Annotated in this window: 15 protein-coding genes; 9 read left to right on the top strand and 6 right to left on the bottom strand. The window is 35.6% G+C overall.

Annotation, left to right across the window (positions count from 1 at the left end; translation table 11 throughout):
• Nucleotides 1-26: 26 nt before the first annotated feature.
• The 3 genes from AC27VX_RS10300 to AC27VX_RS10290 all read right to left on the bottom strand — a co-directional run bounded on the left by AC27VX_RS10300 (nt 27) and on the right by AC27VX_RS10290 (nt 2896).
• A complete protein-coding gene (locus tag AC27VX_RS10300; RefSeq protein ID WP_236858427.1) occupies nt 27-1451 on the bottom strand; it encodes an anthranilate synthase component I family protein in 1425 nt (474 codons plus the stop codon).
• Nucleotides 1452-1956: 505 nt separating this feature from the next.
• On the bottom strand, nt 1957-2346 hold the full coding sequence (locus tag AC27VX_RS10295; protein WP_488695429.1) for a hypothetical protein: 390 nt from the start codon (nt 2344-2346) through the stop codon (nt 1957-1959).
• A 97-nt stretch (nt 2347-2443) separates the two neighbouring features.
• Nucleotides 2444-2896: a cupin domain-containing protein gene (locus tag AC27VX_RS10290; RefSeq protein WP_236858429.1), complete on the bottom strand. Its 453-nt coding sequence runs from the start codon at nt 2894-2896 to the stop codon at nt 2444-2446.
• Between the two features lie 204 nt (nt 2897-3100).
• Here AC27VX_RS10290 and AC27VX_RS10285 point away from each other — a divergent pair, with 204 nt between their 5' ends.
• The 4 genes from AC27VX_RS10285 to lysS all read left to right on the top strand — a co-directional run bounded on the left by AC27VX_RS10285 (nt 3101) and on the right by lysS (nt 6715).
• Nucleotides 3101-3322, top strand: coding sequence for a hypothetical protein (locus AC27VX_RS10285; protein WP_236858430.1), 222 nt, complete (start codon nt 3101-3103; stop codon nt 3320-3322).
• Nucleotides 3322-3696 (top strand): c-type cytochrome, encoded by a 375-nt coding sequence (locus tag AC27VX_RS10280; protein WP_488695426.1) that lies wholly within the window; start codon nt 3322-3324, stop codon nt 3694-3696. Before AC27VX_RS10285 ends, AC27VX_RS10280 begins: the two co-directional genes overlap by 1 nt.
• 3 nt (nt 3697-3699) lie before the next feature.
• A complete protein-coding gene (gene rlmF / locus AC27VX_RS10275) occupies nt 3700-4629 on the top strand; it encodes a 23S rRNA (adenine(1618)-N(6))-methyltransferase RlmF (protein ID WP_236858432.1) in 930 nt (309 codons plus the stop codon).
• A 388-nt stretch (nt 4630-5017) separates the two neighbouring features.
• Nucleotides 5018-6715, top strand: coding sequence for a lysine--tRNA ligase (gene lysS, locus AC27VX_RS10270; RefSeq protein WP_488695424.1), 1698 nt, complete (start codon nt 5018-5020; stop codon nt 6713-6715).
• 138 nt (nt 6716-6853) lie between these two features.
• Here the strand turns inward: lysS and AC27VX_RS10265 are convergent, their stop codons facing one another.
• From AC27VX_RS10265 to AC27VX_RS10255, 3 genes are read right to left on the bottom strand one after another with little or no spacing between them, the layout of a single operon-like run.
• Nucleotides 6854-7330: a ClbS/DfsB family four-helix bundle protein gene (locus AC27VX_RS10265; protein ID WP_488695505.1), complete on the bottom strand. Its 477-nt coding sequence runs from the start codon at nt 7328-7330 to the stop codon at nt 6854-6856.
• A 49-nt stretch (nt 7331-7379) separates the two neighbouring features.
• Nucleotides 7380-8384: a cytochrome d ubiquinol oxidase subunit II gene (locus AC27VX_RS10260; protein ID WP_236858435.1), complete on the bottom strand. Its 1005-nt coding sequence runs from the start codon at nt 8382-8384 to the stop codon at nt 7380-7382.
• A complete protein-coding gene (locus tag AC27VX_RS10255) occupies nt 8381-9724 on the bottom strand; it encodes a cytochrome ubiquinol oxidase subunit I (protein ID WP_236858436.1) in 1344 nt (447 codons plus the stop codon). The genes AC27VX_RS10260 and AC27VX_RS10255 overlap by 4 nt, the downstream gene beginning before the upstream one ends.
• 214 nt (nt 9725-9938) lie before the next feature.
• Here AC27VX_RS10255 and AC27VX_RS10250 point away from each other — a divergent pair, with 214 nt between their 5' ends.
• The 5 genes from AC27VX_RS10250 to AC27VX_RS10230 all read left to right on the top strand — a co-directional run bounded on the left by AC27VX_RS10250 (nt 9939) and on the right by AC27VX_RS10230 (nt 17849).
• Nucleotides 9939-11126, top strand: a complete 1188-nt coding sequence (locus AC27VX_RS10250; RefSeq protein ID WP_488695422.1) for a hypothetical protein — start codon at nt 9939-9941, stop codon at nt 11124-11126.
• A gap of 157 nt (nt 11127-11283) precedes the next feature.
• Entirely contained in the window at nt 11284-13218 is a 1935-nt protein-coding gene (gyrB, locus tag AC27VX_RS10245; RefSeq protein WP_236858438.1) for a DNA topoisomerase (ATP-hydrolyzing) subunit B, read from the top strand.
• Between the two features lie 78 nt (nt 13219-13296).
• On the top strand, nt 13297-13719 hold the full coding sequence (locus tag AC27VX_RS10240; RefSeq protein WP_236858439.1) for a DUF5684 domain-containing protein: 423 nt from the start codon (nt 13297-13299) through the stop codon (nt 13717-13719).
• Between the two features lie 306 nt (nt 13720-14025).
• The gene (locus tag AC27VX_RS10235) at nt 14026-15915 is read left to right on the top strand and encodes a DUF3858 domain-containing protein (RefSeq protein WP_488695419.1); all 1890 of its coding nucleotides are present in this window, start codon (nt 14026-14028) and stop codon (nt 15913-15915) included.
• A gap of 2 nt (nt 15916-15917) precedes the next feature.
• Nucleotides 15918-17849: a transglutaminase-like domain-containing protein gene (locus AC27VX_RS10230; RefSeq protein WP_488695417.1), complete on the top strand. Its 1932-nt coding sequence runs from the start codon at nt 15918-15920 to the stop codon at nt 17847-17849.
• Nucleotides 17850-17860: the final 11 nt, after the last annotated feature.

Here is a 17860-nt window from a genome sequence, read left to right as displayed (position 1 = left end):
AATTGTATGTTTCCTGTTTGAAATTTTCAATTCTCAACTAACTTCTCCGCTTTTTCTACCGCTTTTTTCAGCGCATTCAATTTATTATTCACTTCCTGTAATTCACTTTCAGGAACAGATTTTGCAACAAGGCCTGCTCCTGCCTGATAATAGAGGGTATTGTTCTTGCTTAAAAAAGTTCTGATCATAATGGCTTGATTACAAGTTCCGTTTAACCCTATCATTCCTATGCAGCCTCCATAATATCCGCGGGAATCTTTTTCATACTGGTTAATTAATTGAAGAGCTTTATGTTTAGGGGCTCCGCTTAAGGTACCCTGAGGGAAAGTTGCAGACACCATTTCCAGAGGGTTGATTTCTTCCGGCAGTTCTGCTGTTACTTCACTTACCATATGGATGACATGGGAGAAAAGCTGTATTTCTTTAAGTTTCGTAACCGTTACATTTTTTCCAAGCTTTCCAAGATCATTTCTTGCAAGGTCTACAAGCATAGTATGTTCTGCATTTTCTTTGGGATCAGCTTTTAAAGCTTCAATTGACTCCAGGTCGGTTTCAAAATTTCCGGTTCTTTTCGCTGTTCCCGCAATCGGATGGATTGTGGCTTTGTTGTCTTTGATAATCAATTGGCTCTCAGGACTTGATCCGAATAGTTTATAACTTCCGTAATCAAAATAAAAAAGATAAGGTGACGGGTTGATGTTCCTTAACGCACGGTATACATTAAACTCGTCTCCTTTGAATTTCTGCTCAAACCTTCTGCTTAGCACCAGTTGAAATACATCCCCACGCATACAGTGTTTCTGAGCTGTTTTTACAAGTTCAATATACTCTTCACTGGTAATATTTGAAGTTTCCTGGCCATTTTTTTCAAAAGGGTAGACTGGTGTATTCTGATTTTTGATGAGGTTTTCCAGCAGATGAAGTTCAGATTTTATTCCGTGAATCTGATTTTCAATAATATGCATTTCATCATTAAAATGATTGATGGCAATCACATATTGATATAATCTATATCTCAATATAGGAATCTCCACTTCCGGGCTTTGGGTTTTAAATTCCACATTTTCGAAGAACTGTACAGCTTCAAAACTGGTATAGCCAAAAAGACTTTGAGCAGTTTGTTCTATAGGATCATTGGTCTTCTCACATTCAAAGGTTTTGCGGAACTCTTCAAATATATCAATGATATCACGTTCTATAATAAACTGCTTTACCGGGGCAGAATGCGGCATTTTTACTTCAAATTCAGTAAGGCTTTTTACTTCAATTCCGGCAATCGCATTGATGGCGATAAAGGAAAAGTTGTTGTCAATACTCTTTGAATCAGAGCTTTCCAGGAGAATTGTGTCACGGAATTTATCTCGGATTTTAAGATAGATATTCATGGGAGTATGAAGATCACCCAGTGTTTTTTTTGAAACGGTTTTTATTTTGATTGTATCAGTAAACATCTGCTGTTTTATTTTTTAAGATTAAGGAATAAAAAAAAGACTTCAACGGAATCCGTCAAAGTCTATATATTGTTTATTTTAATTATTTCTGCTGTACAGTTAACAACATGACAATACTTCCAGACCCGACGAAGAGTTTGAAAGCCACCACCAAATATTGTTGCTCATGTTAAACATGTTACAAAAGTAGAAATTTTTTTAATACAAAGAATAAAAAAAATCAGAAAATAAAGAAAACTTAATATAAGAGCTTGTTATTTAAGCTGTTTGAGCTCATGTTTCAATTCTTTGATTTTTTCTTTGTAAGTTTCATTATCATATTCTTTTACATACTCTTCCAATGCGGCTATATATTCTTCAATGAATTCCTTATTCGTTTTGTCTGCCTCATACTTGGTTTTTGCGGAATTAACGGGAGCTAGTTTTTCATATTCTAATAAAATTTTTCCTTCTGTGGACTGATCATAAAGAATGACAATGTTTTTTTCATACCCTGGAATATATTTTATGGGAAGATCCTTTTGACTGGGGATTCTGATTGAATTTCTGATAGGATAAATAGAGGCAGTTGTAGTGGAAAAAAGGTCGTCGTGTATTTTCCGTCCTGTTTCTTTACAATAGCTTCATAATCATGAATATATGATTCGTTCAACGTGGAGTTGGTTTCAATATCTGAGGTGATAATAGCAGTACTTTCAACACCATAGGTGTTAAGAAACCAGGCGTTTAAAAACTGTCCGCAAAATCCATTCAAAATTGCCAAAGGAATGACAGGAATCAGAAATAATACTTTTTTGGTTACATAAGAGAGTAATCCAAAGAATAAAAAGAGCAGTATCACAGTATAAAAACCATGATGACTCGTAAAAAACAGAATTTTTGAAAGTAAAATCATCTTTAAATTTACTATTATCTTTTAATATGATGTTTTTTTAATCGCTTAGTTGACGAAAGAATTTAATGTCTTTGCGAACTTAGCATTAAAAAATAAATCAGTGTATCGGTTCTGATAGTGGGATATCAGGAGATCCACAATAGAAGACAATCAGGGTGGCTCCTTTCTCTCCCGTTTTACCTCTATGAGCCGTATTAACCATCTCGGGAAGCACCTGTCCTTTTTTTATCAATTGTGTTTTACCATCTTCTTTTCTTTCGATCTGAATTTCACCTTTTTCTACATAAGCTGCGTTGATAACAGGGTGCTTGTGCCAGTCCAAAGCCGTATTGGGGGGAATAGCAATTTTAAGCACTGAAATCTCTGGCTGTCCGGTGGGATAGCTTTCATAAAGACTTCCGTCCCATGATTTTGTGGTTTTCAGTAATATTGCAGATTCTACTTTATCAGAATAGGAGGATGTTTGAGGATCTGATGAATCCTCGCAGGATAGAATGAGGGATACAAAAGAACCAATTAAGGCCATTTTTAATAAATTTTTTGTGATCATAAGTTTTTAATTAAGAATACTATTTTTTTTGTTTGGATGATTGGTAACACAAAAGTAATAAGCTTATTTAAAATTCCCTATATTTTGAATTAATTTTTTTATAACAATCAATTTAGCCTGATTATTAAAATTTCTTTCAAAGAAAACATTTGTCATAAGTTTAAAACTTTATTTTTTATATTTTTGCTTCCAAATTAGAAAACAATGAAAAAAGTATTAGCAATTGCATTTATCGGAGGTTTATTAGTCGTAAACTGTTCTAAAAAAGTAGATCACTCTTTACAAGACAGCAACACAATGCTTGAAGAGCCAACAACAGCTACTGTTGCAGACTCTACAGCTAAACCTGCTGCTGCTCCAGCTGCTGCAACTCCGGCTACCCCTGCTCCTGAAGCTGCTAAAACAGATTCTACAGCAAAAAAATAATGAAAAAAATATTTTTGGCAGGTACATTGGGCTTTCTGATGTTTTCCTGTTCTAAAAAAGAAAATACAGCAGAAGTGGCGGTATCCTCTGAAAATGCTACCGTTTCAGAGCCGGCAAAATCTAATCTTTCAGGTGACCAGATCATGGAAACATTAGACTGCTCCGGATGCCACTCTCTGAATGAGAGAATGATAGGACCTTCTTACAAAGAAATAGCAGGCAAATATTCTGAAAAAGATACAGAACTGCTGGCTTCCAAGATTATAGAAGGCGGAAGTGGAGTTTGGGGAGGTGTCCCAATGGCTGCCCATCCACAGGTATCTAAAGAAGATGCTAAAAAAATGGTAGAATATATTTTAAGCCAGAAGAAATAAAATATGTCTGCTGAAAAATCCAGTCTGCACACAAGAAATCTGCATCGTAATCCCTATGATTTTGATCAGCTTATTTCTTGTGTGCCGGAACTGAAACACTATGTCTTTGTGAATGCGTATCAGACGCGGACCATTAATTTCAGTATTCCTCAGGCTGTTAAGCTGCTTAACAAAGCCTTACTCTTACATTTCTACAATATTAAAAATTGGGATATTCCTGATGCCAACCTTTGTCCTCCCATTCCGGGAAGGGCAGATTACGTACATTATATTGCCGATCTTTTAGCAGAATCCTTTGGTGAAATTCCTTCAGGGTCTTCAGTAAAAGGCTTAGATATTGGGGTAGGGGCGAATCTTGTTTATCCTTTGATCGCACACCGTTCTTATGGATGGAAGATGACAGGAACTGATGTTAATGAAGATTCTTTGAAAAATGCACAGCACATTTTAGATCAGAATCCAGACTTAGAGCCGGTTATCCAATTAAAATATCAGCCTGACTCAGGTCACCTATTCAAAAATATAATGGGTGCTGATGATCGGTTTACATTTTCCATGTGTAATCCTCCCTTTCATGATTCTGAAGAATCAGCCGTAAAAGGAAATATCAGAAAAACGAAGAATCTCAAAAAATCAAAATCCAGACAACCGCTCCTTAATTTTGGGGGACAACAGTCAGAATTGTGGTGTGATGGTGGTGAAATCGCATTTATTACAAAAATGATCCACGAAAGTTCTCTATACTCATCACAGGTTCTTTGGTTTACCTGTCTGGTTTCTAAAAAAGATAACCTACCCAAGCTAACAGCGCTGATAAAGAAACTAAAAGCTGATTTCAAAATTATTGATATGGTGCAGGGGCAAAAAGTAAGCAGAATACTTGTGTGGACGTTTATCCCTCAACAGAACCGAAGGGGTTGGGTATCCAAGTAATAATTTCTATTCCTTTTTAGCAGCTTATCCCGCTATTCACTCATACTCCTCACGCCTAAGCCAAACGCCAGAGGGTGTTGCGGGGTAACCGTTGCTATCGGGGCTAGGATTATAATAGATACTAGATATTGCTATTAAATATCCCTATTTGTTTTATCTGAAAGTAGAGTAGGCTTTAATGCGTACCAATATATCAGTAAATCTATCAGCTTTAGCTTACACCTTATTATCTTTGATAATTATTACTGTTTTCTGAAATCGTATCCATTCCTCACTTATGAATCATCTGCTGAACTTAATTTTTCGGAAATAATTTAGATTTCTGAAAAAAGCCATTGATGGTCAACTCAAAAATGCCTAAATTTGTACGCTTTTAGAAAAATAAGAAATGCAATTATCAGAACAAGAAATCATTAGAAGAGAAAAGCTGAATAAGCTTACTGAAATGGGGATTAATGCGTTCCCTGCGGATGAGTATACAATTACAGATACTACAGAATCTATAAAACAGGACTTTTCTGAAAATAAACAGGTTAAGATCGCTGGTAGATTGATGTCCCGCAGAATTCAAGGGAAGGCTTCTTTCGCAGAATTGCAGGATTCTAAAGGAAAAATCCAGGTTTACTTCAACAGAGACGAGATCTGTCCGGGTGACGATAAAGAATTATATAACGAAGTGTACAAACACCTTTTGGATATCGGAGATATTATCGGTATCGAAGGAGAATTGTTTACCACTCAGGTAGGAGAGAAGACCGTTTTAGTGAAAAACTTTACCCTTCTTACAAAAGCTTTACGCCCTCTGCCTCAGCCGAGAACAGATGAAAATGGAGTTGTGCACGACGGATTCACAGATCCGGAATTAAGATACAGACAACGTTATGTAGATTTAACAGTAAATCCACAGGTGAAAGAAATTTTCGTGAAGAGAACAAAATTGTTCAATGCCATGAGAACTTTCTTCAATGATGCAGGATATTTTGAAGTTGAGACACCTATCTTACAGTCGATCCCCGGAGGAGCTGCTGCAAAACCGTTTATCACGCACCACAATGCTTTGGATATTCCATTATATTTAAGAATTGCCAATGAACTATATCTGAAAAGACTGATCGTAGGTGGTTTTGACGGAGTATATGAGTTCTCTAAAAACTTCAGAAATGAAGGAATGGATAGAACCCACAACCCGGAATTTACTGCAATGGAAATTTATGTAGCTTATAAGGATTACAACTGGATGATGGATTTCACTGAGAAATTATTGGAGTTTTGTGCTATTCAGGTAAATGGTACTACAACCGCTACATTTGGAGAACATCAGGTTGATTTCAAAGCTCCTTATCCAAGAGTTTCCATGACAGAAGCGATCCTGAAATTCACAGATTTTGATATCACCGGAAAAACTGAGAAGGAATTATACGATTTCGCTAAGTCTATCGGAATTGAGGTGAATGAAACAATGGGGAAAGGGAAATTAATTGATGAAATATTTGGTGAAAAATGTGAAGGAAACTTCATTCAGCCAACTTTCATTACAGATTATCCGGTTGAAATGTCTCCATTGACTAAAAAACACAGAAGCAAAGAGGGCCTTACGGAACGTTTCGAATTAATGGTTTGCGGTAAAGAAATTGCAAATGCTTATTCAGAGCTTAATGATCCAATTGATCAGAGAGAACGTTTTGAATCTCAAATGGCTTTATCAGAAAGAGGAGATGATGAAGCAATGTTCATCGATCAGGATTTCTTGAGAGCTCTTGAGTATGGTATGCCGCCAACTTCAGGACTAGGAATCGGTATGGACAGATTAATCATGTTCTTAACGAACAATGCATCCATTCAGGAAGTGTTATTCTTCCCTCAGATGAGACCTGAAAAAGCAGTTCCGCAAATTGAGCTCGGAGAGGATGAGAAAGTAATCCTTGAAATCCTCAACTCGCAGGAAGAGGCAATGGCTTTATCTGAAGTGAAAGAAAGAAGTAAATTATCCGGTAAAAAATGGGATAAAGCTTCTAAGACTTTGACTAAGAATAACTTAGTGAAAGTAGAGAAGATTGACGAAAATGTTTTGATGAAACTGGCATAATATCATCAGATTAACGATATTCTAAGAGGTTGTTCCATTTTTGAGACAACCTCTTTTTTATTTTGGAAAATAATATATGCGTCTTTTTTATAAGTGTATTCGCAATTGAAATATTTAAAAATAAAAACCGGTGCAGAATTATTCTGTACCGGTTTTTTTGTTCCATTTTCGCAGCTGCGTTCTGAAATTTTTAAACGGGGCTACTGTATTGATGTGTATCCATTTCCATATGGGCCATTTTGCAGGAGTGGTTGCCCACTTTCTTTGTTCCGGTAAAAACAATGTTTCATGATCCAGAGATTCTATCCATTCTATAATTTCATTGATCTGCTTTTTCAGTAGGGCTCTTTGCTGTACCAGTGTAAAAACACCAAATTGATTATAAAAAGATTCATATAAACCTTTTAAATTATTCCATTTATAATCAGCAGTCGGGGTTTTCACATCAATCTCTTTCTTTTCATCATATTCCCATTGCAGAAGCAAATGGGTCCATCCGAGCTGATAAGAGAGATTCTGTGATGGTGTTTTATCTACTCCGGCTTTTAGTAAATCTTTATCAGCTTCTTTGATATCATCAAATTCCTTATCATACAACAGATATCTGTTCTTTATCTCTTCAATCAGTTATGTTTTATCCTTATAACTCTGCATAGGGTACTATTTATTTTCTCAGTTTACTGAAGGAAGCCATCAGATAGAATAAGAATGGGAGGATAAATAATGAACCCAACATTAAAGCCCACGCCAAAACAGAAATAGTCTTTTCAGGAGCCATATGTTCCAACAGGGAAAGATGCTGTCCATTTCCTAATAAAATAATATTAGGATTGTGCTGATACGTGGCTGCTACCAATATCATTACGATTTGAAAACCTGCCAAGGCTCTTACCGGTAACAGTTTTTGACGGTTCAGTGCTCTAAGAATCAATAAAAGGGCGATGGTGGCAAAAGCAATAGCCATAATACCCAAAGGCTTGGAAAATACCCACTTTAAAAGAGGAATATCAGAAATATAAGCAGTAGCAAATACAAGAATTCCAGTAATAACAACAAATATCATGGTTTGTTTAGACTTTCTGATCATCAGCAACAGTTCTGCTTTATCTTTTGTTTCTCTTAACGAAAAAATAGAAGCAAGATAAGCACAAAGTGCTACCGTAAATAAACCTACAGAAACACCAAACCAATTCAGCCAGCTGTAAATATACAGATCCACAAACCCTACAGCATCAGGATTAATAGAATGTGAAACAGTAGCTGCAGCTATTAGCCCCAAGAAGAAAGGGGTGAGAAGACTTGCGTAATAAAAAATATGAGTATACAGCACCTGCCAGTTGTCTTTTACAGCATCATAATGCCTGAATGTAAACGCTGTTCCTCTGGCAATAATACCTACGAGCATCAGAACCAGCGGTATGTGGAGATAGGTAGACATTGTGGTATAGATTTCAGGAAACCCTACAAAAAGGATTACAATAGCAATAATCAGCCACATATGGTTCGCTTCCCAGACAGGAGCGATAGATTCATACATGATCTCCTGGGTTTTATGACGGGATTTTTTATTGGTGAAAAGCTCCACGATACCTGCTCCAAAGTCAGCGCCTCCCAGAATAATATAAAGACAGATGGAAAGCCAGAGAAAGCCTATAACAATGTAAATCATGATTTTTTGTTTTTATCGTTAAACTGAGCGTCGGTAGGGTCGTAAAGTTTGGGAACCATTTGAATCTGTCTCTTTAAAAGGAAAACCAGGATCAATGATAATGAGATGAAAATAGCCGTAAAAAAGTAGAATGAATACTGTATTCCCGGCATGGGAGTCACGGCATCTATTGTTCTCATAATTCCGTAGATAATCCATGGTTGTCTCCCCACTTCAGTAACTGTCCATCCGGCTTCCAGTGCAATATACCCAAAAGGAGTTGCTATCAAGAATGTTTTTAATAACCATTTTTTAGTAAGCCATTCTTTTTTGAAAAAGAAAGCATATAAGTAAACCACGCCAATAAATATCATCACCATTCCAAAGAAGATCATTATCTGAAAAGCATAATGGGTAACGGCAATAGGAGGCCATTCATCTTTTGGAAAGTCCTTGAGTCCCTTTACTTCAGCATTAAAATCATTGCTCACTAAAAAGCTTAATACTTTTGGAATTTTAATGGCATATTTGATCTCCTCTTTTTCCTCATCAGGAATTCCGCCAATCACAAATGCAGCCCCTTTTTCCGTCTCGAAATGAGCCTCCATTGCGGCAAGCTTAATAGGTTGTCTTTCTGCTACTGATTTGGCAGCAATATCACCGCTTAAAGGGGCTCCAAATGCTCCGATAAGGGCAAATCCAACGGCAATTCTAAAAGCTTTGGTATGAAATTCAACATTTCTTTTTCGCATAATCATAAAAGCATGAACTCCGGCCACTGCAAATCCGGTCGCACAGAAGGCTGCCACAGTCATATGAAGAGCCTGAGGAAACCATGCATCATTGAGCATTGCTTTTATAGGGTCTATATTAAGGTATTGTCCATTGATATAATCAAATCCGGTAGGTGAGTTCATCCAGGAATTGGCAGCCACCACCAGAATTCCTGATGCCAGGCCGCTTACTCCAACCAGGAAGCCGCAAAACCAGTGGAACCATTTATTAAATTTTTCCCATCCATATAAAAAGAATCCGATAGCAATTGCCTCAATGAAAAAGGCTGTCCCTTCTAAGGAAAACGGCATCCCGAATATAGGACCGGCATGTTTCATAAAACCGGGCCATAGCAGTCCCAATTCAAATGAAAGCATTGTTCCGGAAACAGCACCTGTTGCAAATAGAATGGCTACCCCTTTGCTCCAGGCTTTTGTAAGTCCTTTATATACTTCGTTGTTGGTTTTTAAGTATTTCCAATGGGCAAAAGCCATTAGAAAAGGCATCACCATTCCCACACAGGAGAATATGATATGGAAGCCCAGAGAAAGCGCCATCTGGGCGCGGGCAGCTATAAAATCATCCATAATATCAACTTTTCAGTAAATAAATTTACGCATAAATTATTGATGTTGGGTATGATTTAAAACAGTTGTTATTTCAGCAATACATTTTAATTTTGAATCTTTTATTGGTTACCTACTCCTTATGTTTTCCTAAACAAAAGCTCTACATTTTTTTCACTTTTATACCCCGAAAAAAAATATCATCTTTGCAGGAATTTTGATTAAATTAACAACCATGAAATTTTTAAATAAGGGCGTTTTTATTATTTTTTTTCTATTTTACTCGTATTCTTTTACTCAGTATAGAAACGGATTGAAGGGAATTTATATGCCCCAGGGAGAACAAGTCAATCTTCCGGCAGAATATAACTTTTTTATAGACGAAGGACGCAGAATCGCGGGTGAGGTATTTTACCAGAATCTTCAACGTTCCAGTGGAAGAGACAGTAGTTTTAATTCATTGGAACTTATTTTTTTTGAAAACAGAAAATATGATTTTCTGAATACTGGATTTGTGCTGGTTCCACAAATGAACAGCAAGCTGATGGGAAAGAATATTTCCACGGTTACGGTCCGAAATAACAATACATGGAAAATGGCTTTTGGAACAGTAGACTTTGCTACTTACAATCCCCGAAATAATGTTACCAATTTCCTGTACATGGTTATTTGTCGGAACATGACGAATGAACAGGTTCTTGCTCATTTTTTTAATAGGATGGATACTCCAGCAAACAGTAAGATTTCAAAATATGTTCAGTTGATCAGGGATATTAACAAGGCGAACAAAATTAATGTAGGAGAAAAGATTGATGAATTTGCACCTGGGCTGTTAACCAGATTATGTAAAGATATTAATGCCCAGACTTTGGGTGACGAATGTACATTGGCTCTTTATAAAGCTTATATTGAAGATAAGGATGAAAATGTAACAAGACAGAATATTGACCGTTTCTTTAGATCATTGGGTAACCTATCTCTGCAGAATATGACCAATGATTATGTTCTTCCAAGAGGAGATCTGAATATGATGAATAAAGACATAAAACTGGTATTGCCTAATGAATTTTTTTATGCAAAAAAGAAGAACGACCAATCTGATGTTTCTTTTTTTATCGAAAAAATTGAACAGAACTTAACTTATGATTTTGATGGGAAAACCTATGTTCTTATATTTAAAGTAACGCCCCATATTGACAGCATGTCTTCAGACTTTAATTTTTTAGGAGAATATTATAATACGCTTAAAGGAAAACAGCAAGTTGAAAATATCGAGGTGAAAAAAAATGAAATTAATTATTTTGAATTTTTTCTATATCCGGATAGGATGGAAGTACAGGTAAATCTTACCAAGAAAGAAAATAGATTCAGCTATGGTTATAAATTGAAAAATATATTTAAAATTAAAAAGAATAATCCATAGATCTATAGATATGAGTTAAAAAGAAAAACGAGCAGAAAAAGTCTGCTCGTTTTTCTTTTTAACTCTACATTTTTTTGACACTTTTTAACTTTCATACCTCGAAAAAAATCACGATATTTGTAAGTCTTTGCATATAGCAAGATTTTTAATATTTAATATGAGTCAGAAACAATATACAGCTAGTAGTATTCAGGCATTGGAAGGAATGGAGCATGTTCGTATGCGTCCTTCAATGTACATTGGTGATGTTGGGACAAGAGGTCTCCATCATTTGGTTTATGAAGTAGTCGATAACTCTATTGACGAAGCGTTGGCAGGATACTGTGATACGATTTTCGTAAGCATTAAAGAAGGAAACGGAGTTGAAGTAAGCGATAATGGTAGAGGGATTCCGGTTGATTTTCACGAAAAAGAACAAAAATCAGCCCTTGAGGTTGTAATGACCAAAATAGGAGCCGGAGGTAAGTTTGATAAAGATTCTTATAAGGTTTCAGGAGGTCTTCACGGAGTGGGGGTTTCGTGCGTGAATGCACTTTCCAACGAAATGATCACTACAGTTTACAGAGACGGTAATGTATACCAGCAAGTGTATTCCAGAGGGAAAGCACAGACTGGAGTTGAAGAAATTGGCCATAGTGAAAAAAGAGGAACGAAACAGTTTTTCCAGCCGGATGATAGTATTTTTACAGAGTTAGTCTATAACTATGATACTTTAGCAAACCGTCTGAGAGAACTTTCATACCTTAATAAAGGAATTACAATTACCCTTACTGACGAAAGAGAAACTTTAGAAGACGGTTCTTTCAGAACAGAAATTTTCCACTCTGAAGGAGGATTAAAAGAATTTGTTGGGTATATTGATGGAAGCCGTGAATCTATTATGGAGCACGTTATTTTCATGGAAGGAGAGAGAGATGATATCCCGGTGGAAGTAGCAATGCGTTACAACACTTCTTTCAACGAGAACCTTCACTCTTATGTAAATAATATCAATACTCATGAAGGAGGAACTCACCTGGCAGGTTTCAGACGTGCTTTGACGAGAACCCTTAAGAAATATGCTGATGATTTAGGTATTCCACAGAAAGAAAAAGTAGAAATTACAGGAGATGACTTCCGTGAAGGATTAACCGCTGTAATTTCTGTAAAGGTAATGGAACCTCAGTTTGAAGGACAGACAAAAACGAAATTAGGTAACTCTGAAGTTTCCGGAGCTGTAGATAAAATTGTTGGGGAAATGCTGACTAACTTCCTGGAAGAGAATCCTAGTGAAGCAAAGTTAATCGTTCAGAAAGTAGTTTTAGCAGCAAAAGCTAGACAGGCCGCTAAAAAAGCCCGTGAAATGGTTCAGAGAAAATCTCCAATGGGAGGTTCTGGTCTTCCTGGGAAATTATCTGACTGTTCATCTAAAGATCCGGCAGAATCTGAACTATTCCTTGTAGAGGGAGATTCCGCAGGAGGTACTGCAAAGCAGGGACGTGACAGACACTTTCAGGCGATTCTTCCATTAAGAGGTAAAATTTTGAATGTTGAGAAGTCTATGCTTCACAAAGTATATGACAACGAAGAGATCAGAAATATCTATACCGCACTTGGAGTTTCTGTAGGAACAGAAGAAGACAGTAAAGCATTGAATATGGTTAAGCTAAGATACCATAAAGTTGTGATCATGACCGATGCTGATATTGACGGATCTCACATTTCCACACTGATTCTTACTTTCTTCTTCAGATATATGAAGGAACTTATTGAGAATGGATATATTTATATCGCTCAACCTCCTTTATATTTACTAAAGAGAGGTAACAAAAAAGTGTATGCCTATAATGAAAAAGAACGTGAAGAATTTACTCTGGAAATGTCTCCGGATGGGAAAGGTGTAGAAGTACAACGTTACAAAGGTCTTGGAGAAATGAACCCTGAGCAGCTTTGGGAAACAACCCTGAACCCTGAACATAGAATCTTGAAACAAGTGACTATTGATAATGCAGTGGAAGCAGACAGTGTTTTCTCAATGTTGATGGGAGATGAGGTTCCACCAAGAAGAGAGTTTATCGAAAAAAATGCGAAATATGCAAAAATTGATGCATAATCGTTTTTAAAAAATAGTAAAAAAGCTTCTAATTATTTAGAAGCTTTTTTTATATTTGGATAAACTAAAATTAATAATATGTTAACTCTTTTACAAACAGCTTCTTATGAAGGAGCAGATGCAGTTTCCGGCGCAGCAGCTGCAGGATTAGGAATTGGAACAATGTTTATGGGATTGGTATTCTATATATTCTATGGATACTGTATGTATAAAATTTTCAAAAAAGCTGGGAGGGAAGATGCCTGGGCAGCTTTTATTCCAATCTATAATACAATAGTATTGCTGGATATTGTAAAGAAGCCTCTATGGTGGATTATTTTATTCTGCATCCCTTTGGTTAATATTTATGCATGTTGGGTAGTCTATGACAGGCTTGCTAAAGGTTTTGCAAAAGAAACTCCTTTGTACACCATCCTTATACTTTTCTTTGGATTTATTTTTATTCCTGTACTTGGACTGGGGAGTGATCCTTATGACAGTAAGAGAATTCCAAATGATTAAAAAAATAGAAATGATAAAAAAAGACCTCAGAGATGAGGTCTTTTTTTATGCGTAAATACTGTTTTTGATAACGTATACGCTTGTTTAATAGTGTTTTGTGATATTGTTTTATATTATTTTAACAACTATTAAGATTTTCTTATGTTTGCATAATTTTAATAACCATGATGAAAATACCATTTCCAGAAGCTCTTTCTGCTTCAATTTACTTTACACCACCATATTCAATGGTTGTTATTATTCGTAACTTAAAAATAGCAAACTGAATTTTAACAATTTATTATTTCGTAAAAAATAACAATCAAGATGAAAATTTTAATTTTAGGGGCTCTTTCAACAGCCTCGATATATTTCGCACAGATCTATCCGGCTTCTTCAATTCCTGAAAATTTAAAGAAAAATGCTGATGTTGTCATCAGAAAAAACTTTACAACTGTTCAGATTAATAAAATTGATGAGATCAGATATCAGTATAACAGAATAATGACGGTTATCAATAAAGATGGAGATTCAAAAGCAGCAATATATATACCTTATCAAAAAGGGAATAATATTTCAAATGTAAAAGTAACAATATACGATGAAGCAGGGAAAAAAGTGAAGAGCTTTTCAAAGTCTGATTTTAGTGATTTTGCCAATAATCCTCAGGGAATATTTTATTCTGATAATAGGGTCTTAGCATTACCCTATACTTCAGCATATTATCCCTATACAGTAGATTTTTCATATGAGCTTACGGATGAAAATACTGTTTTTATTCCAGATTTTATACCTTTTTCATCTAATAATGTTTCTTTGGAAGAAAGTCAGTTGAAAATAACTAATAAATCAGGAATTGAGCTTAAAACTAAAAGCTATCCTTCAAAATATAATTATGCTTCAGTGATAGAAAGTGATAACGGAGCTGAGAAGACATATACTTTTAAAAATGTTCCGGCCATTGATGATGCACTGATGGTACCCGAGCCTGTAAAGATATTGCCTAAGATGGGCTTTTCTCTGGTACAGTTCAATCTGGCAGGAAAAAAAGGTACTTTAAATAACTGGAAAGATTTCGGGGTTTGGTATTACAATAATCTGGTAGAGCCGGTTGCTGTTTCTACACCTGCCATTAAATCTGAAATTGCTGCTTTGAAATTAGAGGGATCAACAGAAGATAAGGTGAAAAAGCTTTATCAGTATATGCAGTCTAAAACCCGTTATATATTTGTAGGGCTGGGGATAGGCGGCTGGCTTCCTATGTTGCCGGATGAAGTGAATAAAAAAGGATATGGTGACTGCAAAGGACTTACCAATTACATGAAAACACTTTTGAATGAGGCAGGTATTCCATCTAATTATTGCATTATCAACTCCAGTTCATCACAGGTCTCTTTTGATCCTGATTTTCCTTCGATGGGAGGGAATCACGCTATTCTGATGATCCCTACAGAAAAAGGAAACATCTGGCTTGAAAATACCTCTCAACAGATTGCTTTTAACCATCTGAGCTACAGTACAACCGATAGAAATGTGCTTGCTGTAACATCTAAAGGGATCGAGATTATTAATACACCAGCCTATAAGGCTGAAGAAAATAGGGAAAAGCAGGTGTTAAAGATAAACCTTAGTGAAGATAACAGTATCACAGGAGAGGGGAGCTTTTTTTATACAGGAAGTCAGTATGATTATAATTTAGGATTTGTAAATCTTAACCCTAAAGAGAAAAACGATGCCCTGAAAAGCAGGCTGAGTATCCTAAACTTTGAAAAAGTTGAAATGAAAAACTTTGTCAACGACAGAGATAAAGCAGTTATCACCTATGATATCGACTTTAAAACCAATAATTTTTCTAAAAAAGCAGGAAACAGTCTTCTGTTCAGAGCTGTTCCTATTTTTTCAGATAATGTATATAAAACTGATGAAAACCGTGAGCTTCCTTTTGAAGTAAGACAGTCTTTTGAAGATGATTATGACATCGCCTTTACTCTCCCTAAAGGATACCGAATAGATGAAACTCCTGCAGATTCCAATCTGACTTCTGAATTTGGATATTATAAAATAAGTTTTGTAAAAAGTGATGATCAGGTAAAAGTGATAAGAAAAATACAGATCAATAAAGGAATTTATTCAAAAGAAAAATACAATGATTATGTGAGTTTCAGAAAGAAGATCATGAATATGGACAACTCAAAAATCTTAATTACAAAAATATGAATATGAAAAAAATAATAGTATTAGTCTTATGTTCTGCAAATGCAATACTTATTAATGCACAAAAATACCAGTTTCTAAACCCTCCAAAATTTAACGATGCAGATTTATCTAAAGTAAAATCACTTCTGGATGAAAATGCACCTGCAGAAATTCTGTATAAATCCATGTATTTTATGGTGGATACTTCTACAGGGAACCTGAGCAAAAAATATTTTTACAGAGTAAAGATTTATGATAAAGATAAGGCAGAAGAATGGTTGAATCTTGAAATTCCTCTTTATAGCTCAAACGGCAGCAGGGAAACCTTAGGGAAATTCAAAGCTTTTACCTATAATCTGGAAAACGGAAATGTTGTTCCTGTGAAAGTGGAAAAAAGTTCGCAGTATAAAAGTAAAGAGAGCAAATATGTTACAGTGACTAAATTTGCTTTTCCCAGTGTGAAAAACGGTTCGATTCTGGAATATCAGTATGAAATAACATCTCCATTTTTATTCGCTATTCCGGAAATGTTGATAGAGTCTGATACCCCTTCCCTGATTACAGAATACGTTTTGGACGCTCCCCTTAATATTGCATATAATATAAATTACACAGGAAGTATAGCTCCAAAATACAGGGAAGTCGAAGAAAGGAACTTATATGGTACCCAGTGCAAAACGTTTAGATTTGGCTATGAAAATCTTAAAGGATTTAAAACTGAAAAGTGGGTGAGGAATGATAATAATTTCCGTACAAAAATCAGTGCTGAACTGAACTCAACCAATTTTAGAGAGCTTAAGCTATATTCATCTTCATGGGATCAGATCAGCAAAAGACTCTATGAAAATGAAGAGTTTGGAGGAGAACTTAAAAAAACGAAACTAGCCAAAGAAAATATCCCTGCAGGAGTGTTGGATATGAAAACGGAGCTTGAAAAAGCCAATGCTATTTTTTCATTTGTTCAAAAGACATTTAAGTGGAATAAAGACAGAGGAATTTATACAGAAGACGGTATAAAAAAAATGCTGGAAACCAAAGTAGGAAATGCCGCGGAAATTAACCTATTCCTCGTAATGATGCTTCGCGAAGCAGGGATAAATGCCAATCCGCTTATTATATCTACAGTGAACAACGGGTTGATCAATCTGATATCACCTAATGTTTCTAATATGAATTTTGTGTTGGCAGCTTTAGAAATTGAAGGAAAACAGCATATCTATGATGCAACAGTTAAGCAATCTTCTTTGGATGAAGTTCCATTGAGAAACTGGAATCAGTATGGGGTGCTGGTGACGAAAAATAAAGCAATGCCAATTGAAATGGCCAATATTAAAGTAAGTAATACTTTCCTTACTGCTGAAGCTAAAATCAATGAAGACGGAAGTGTTTCGGGAACATATTCAGATCGTGATACCGGCGCTTTTGCAATGTATGCTAAAGATAGTTACGATGATAATCCTGAAAAGTATAAGAAAGTGTACAAGGATAATTTCGCCATAGATTTTACAGAAATTGATTCAAAAGTTTTGGAAAATGGAGCATTTGAAAGTAAAATGAAATTTTCTTCAACGAATTTGATTGATCATGTAGGTAAAAAAATGATCATCAATCCTATGTTGTTTTTAAATAAAAACTCCAATGAATTTGATCAGACGGAAGCAAGGAAATTTCCTATCGATTTTGGAGCGCCAACCACCAAAGTCAAAAAGGTTATTCTTGAAATTCCAGAAGGATATACCATTGAAGAAATGCCAAAAGAAAAAAAGATAGTAACACAAGACAAAGAGATAGAATATACTTATTACGTTGAGAAGAAAGAAAATAAACTGGAAGTCACTTCTACTATGAAAGTGGCAAGTGCAGATTATCCAAAAGAATATTACTCAGCATTTAAACAAATCTGGGGCGTTGCTTCAAAATTCGAAAACCAGGTTATCAGTTTAATCAAAAAATAATTGATCTGCTA

This window comes from Chryseobacterium sp. 14P4.3.2 (genome assembly GCF_057799275.1).
This window is presented reverse-complemented; position numbering and strand designations above follow the sequence as displayed.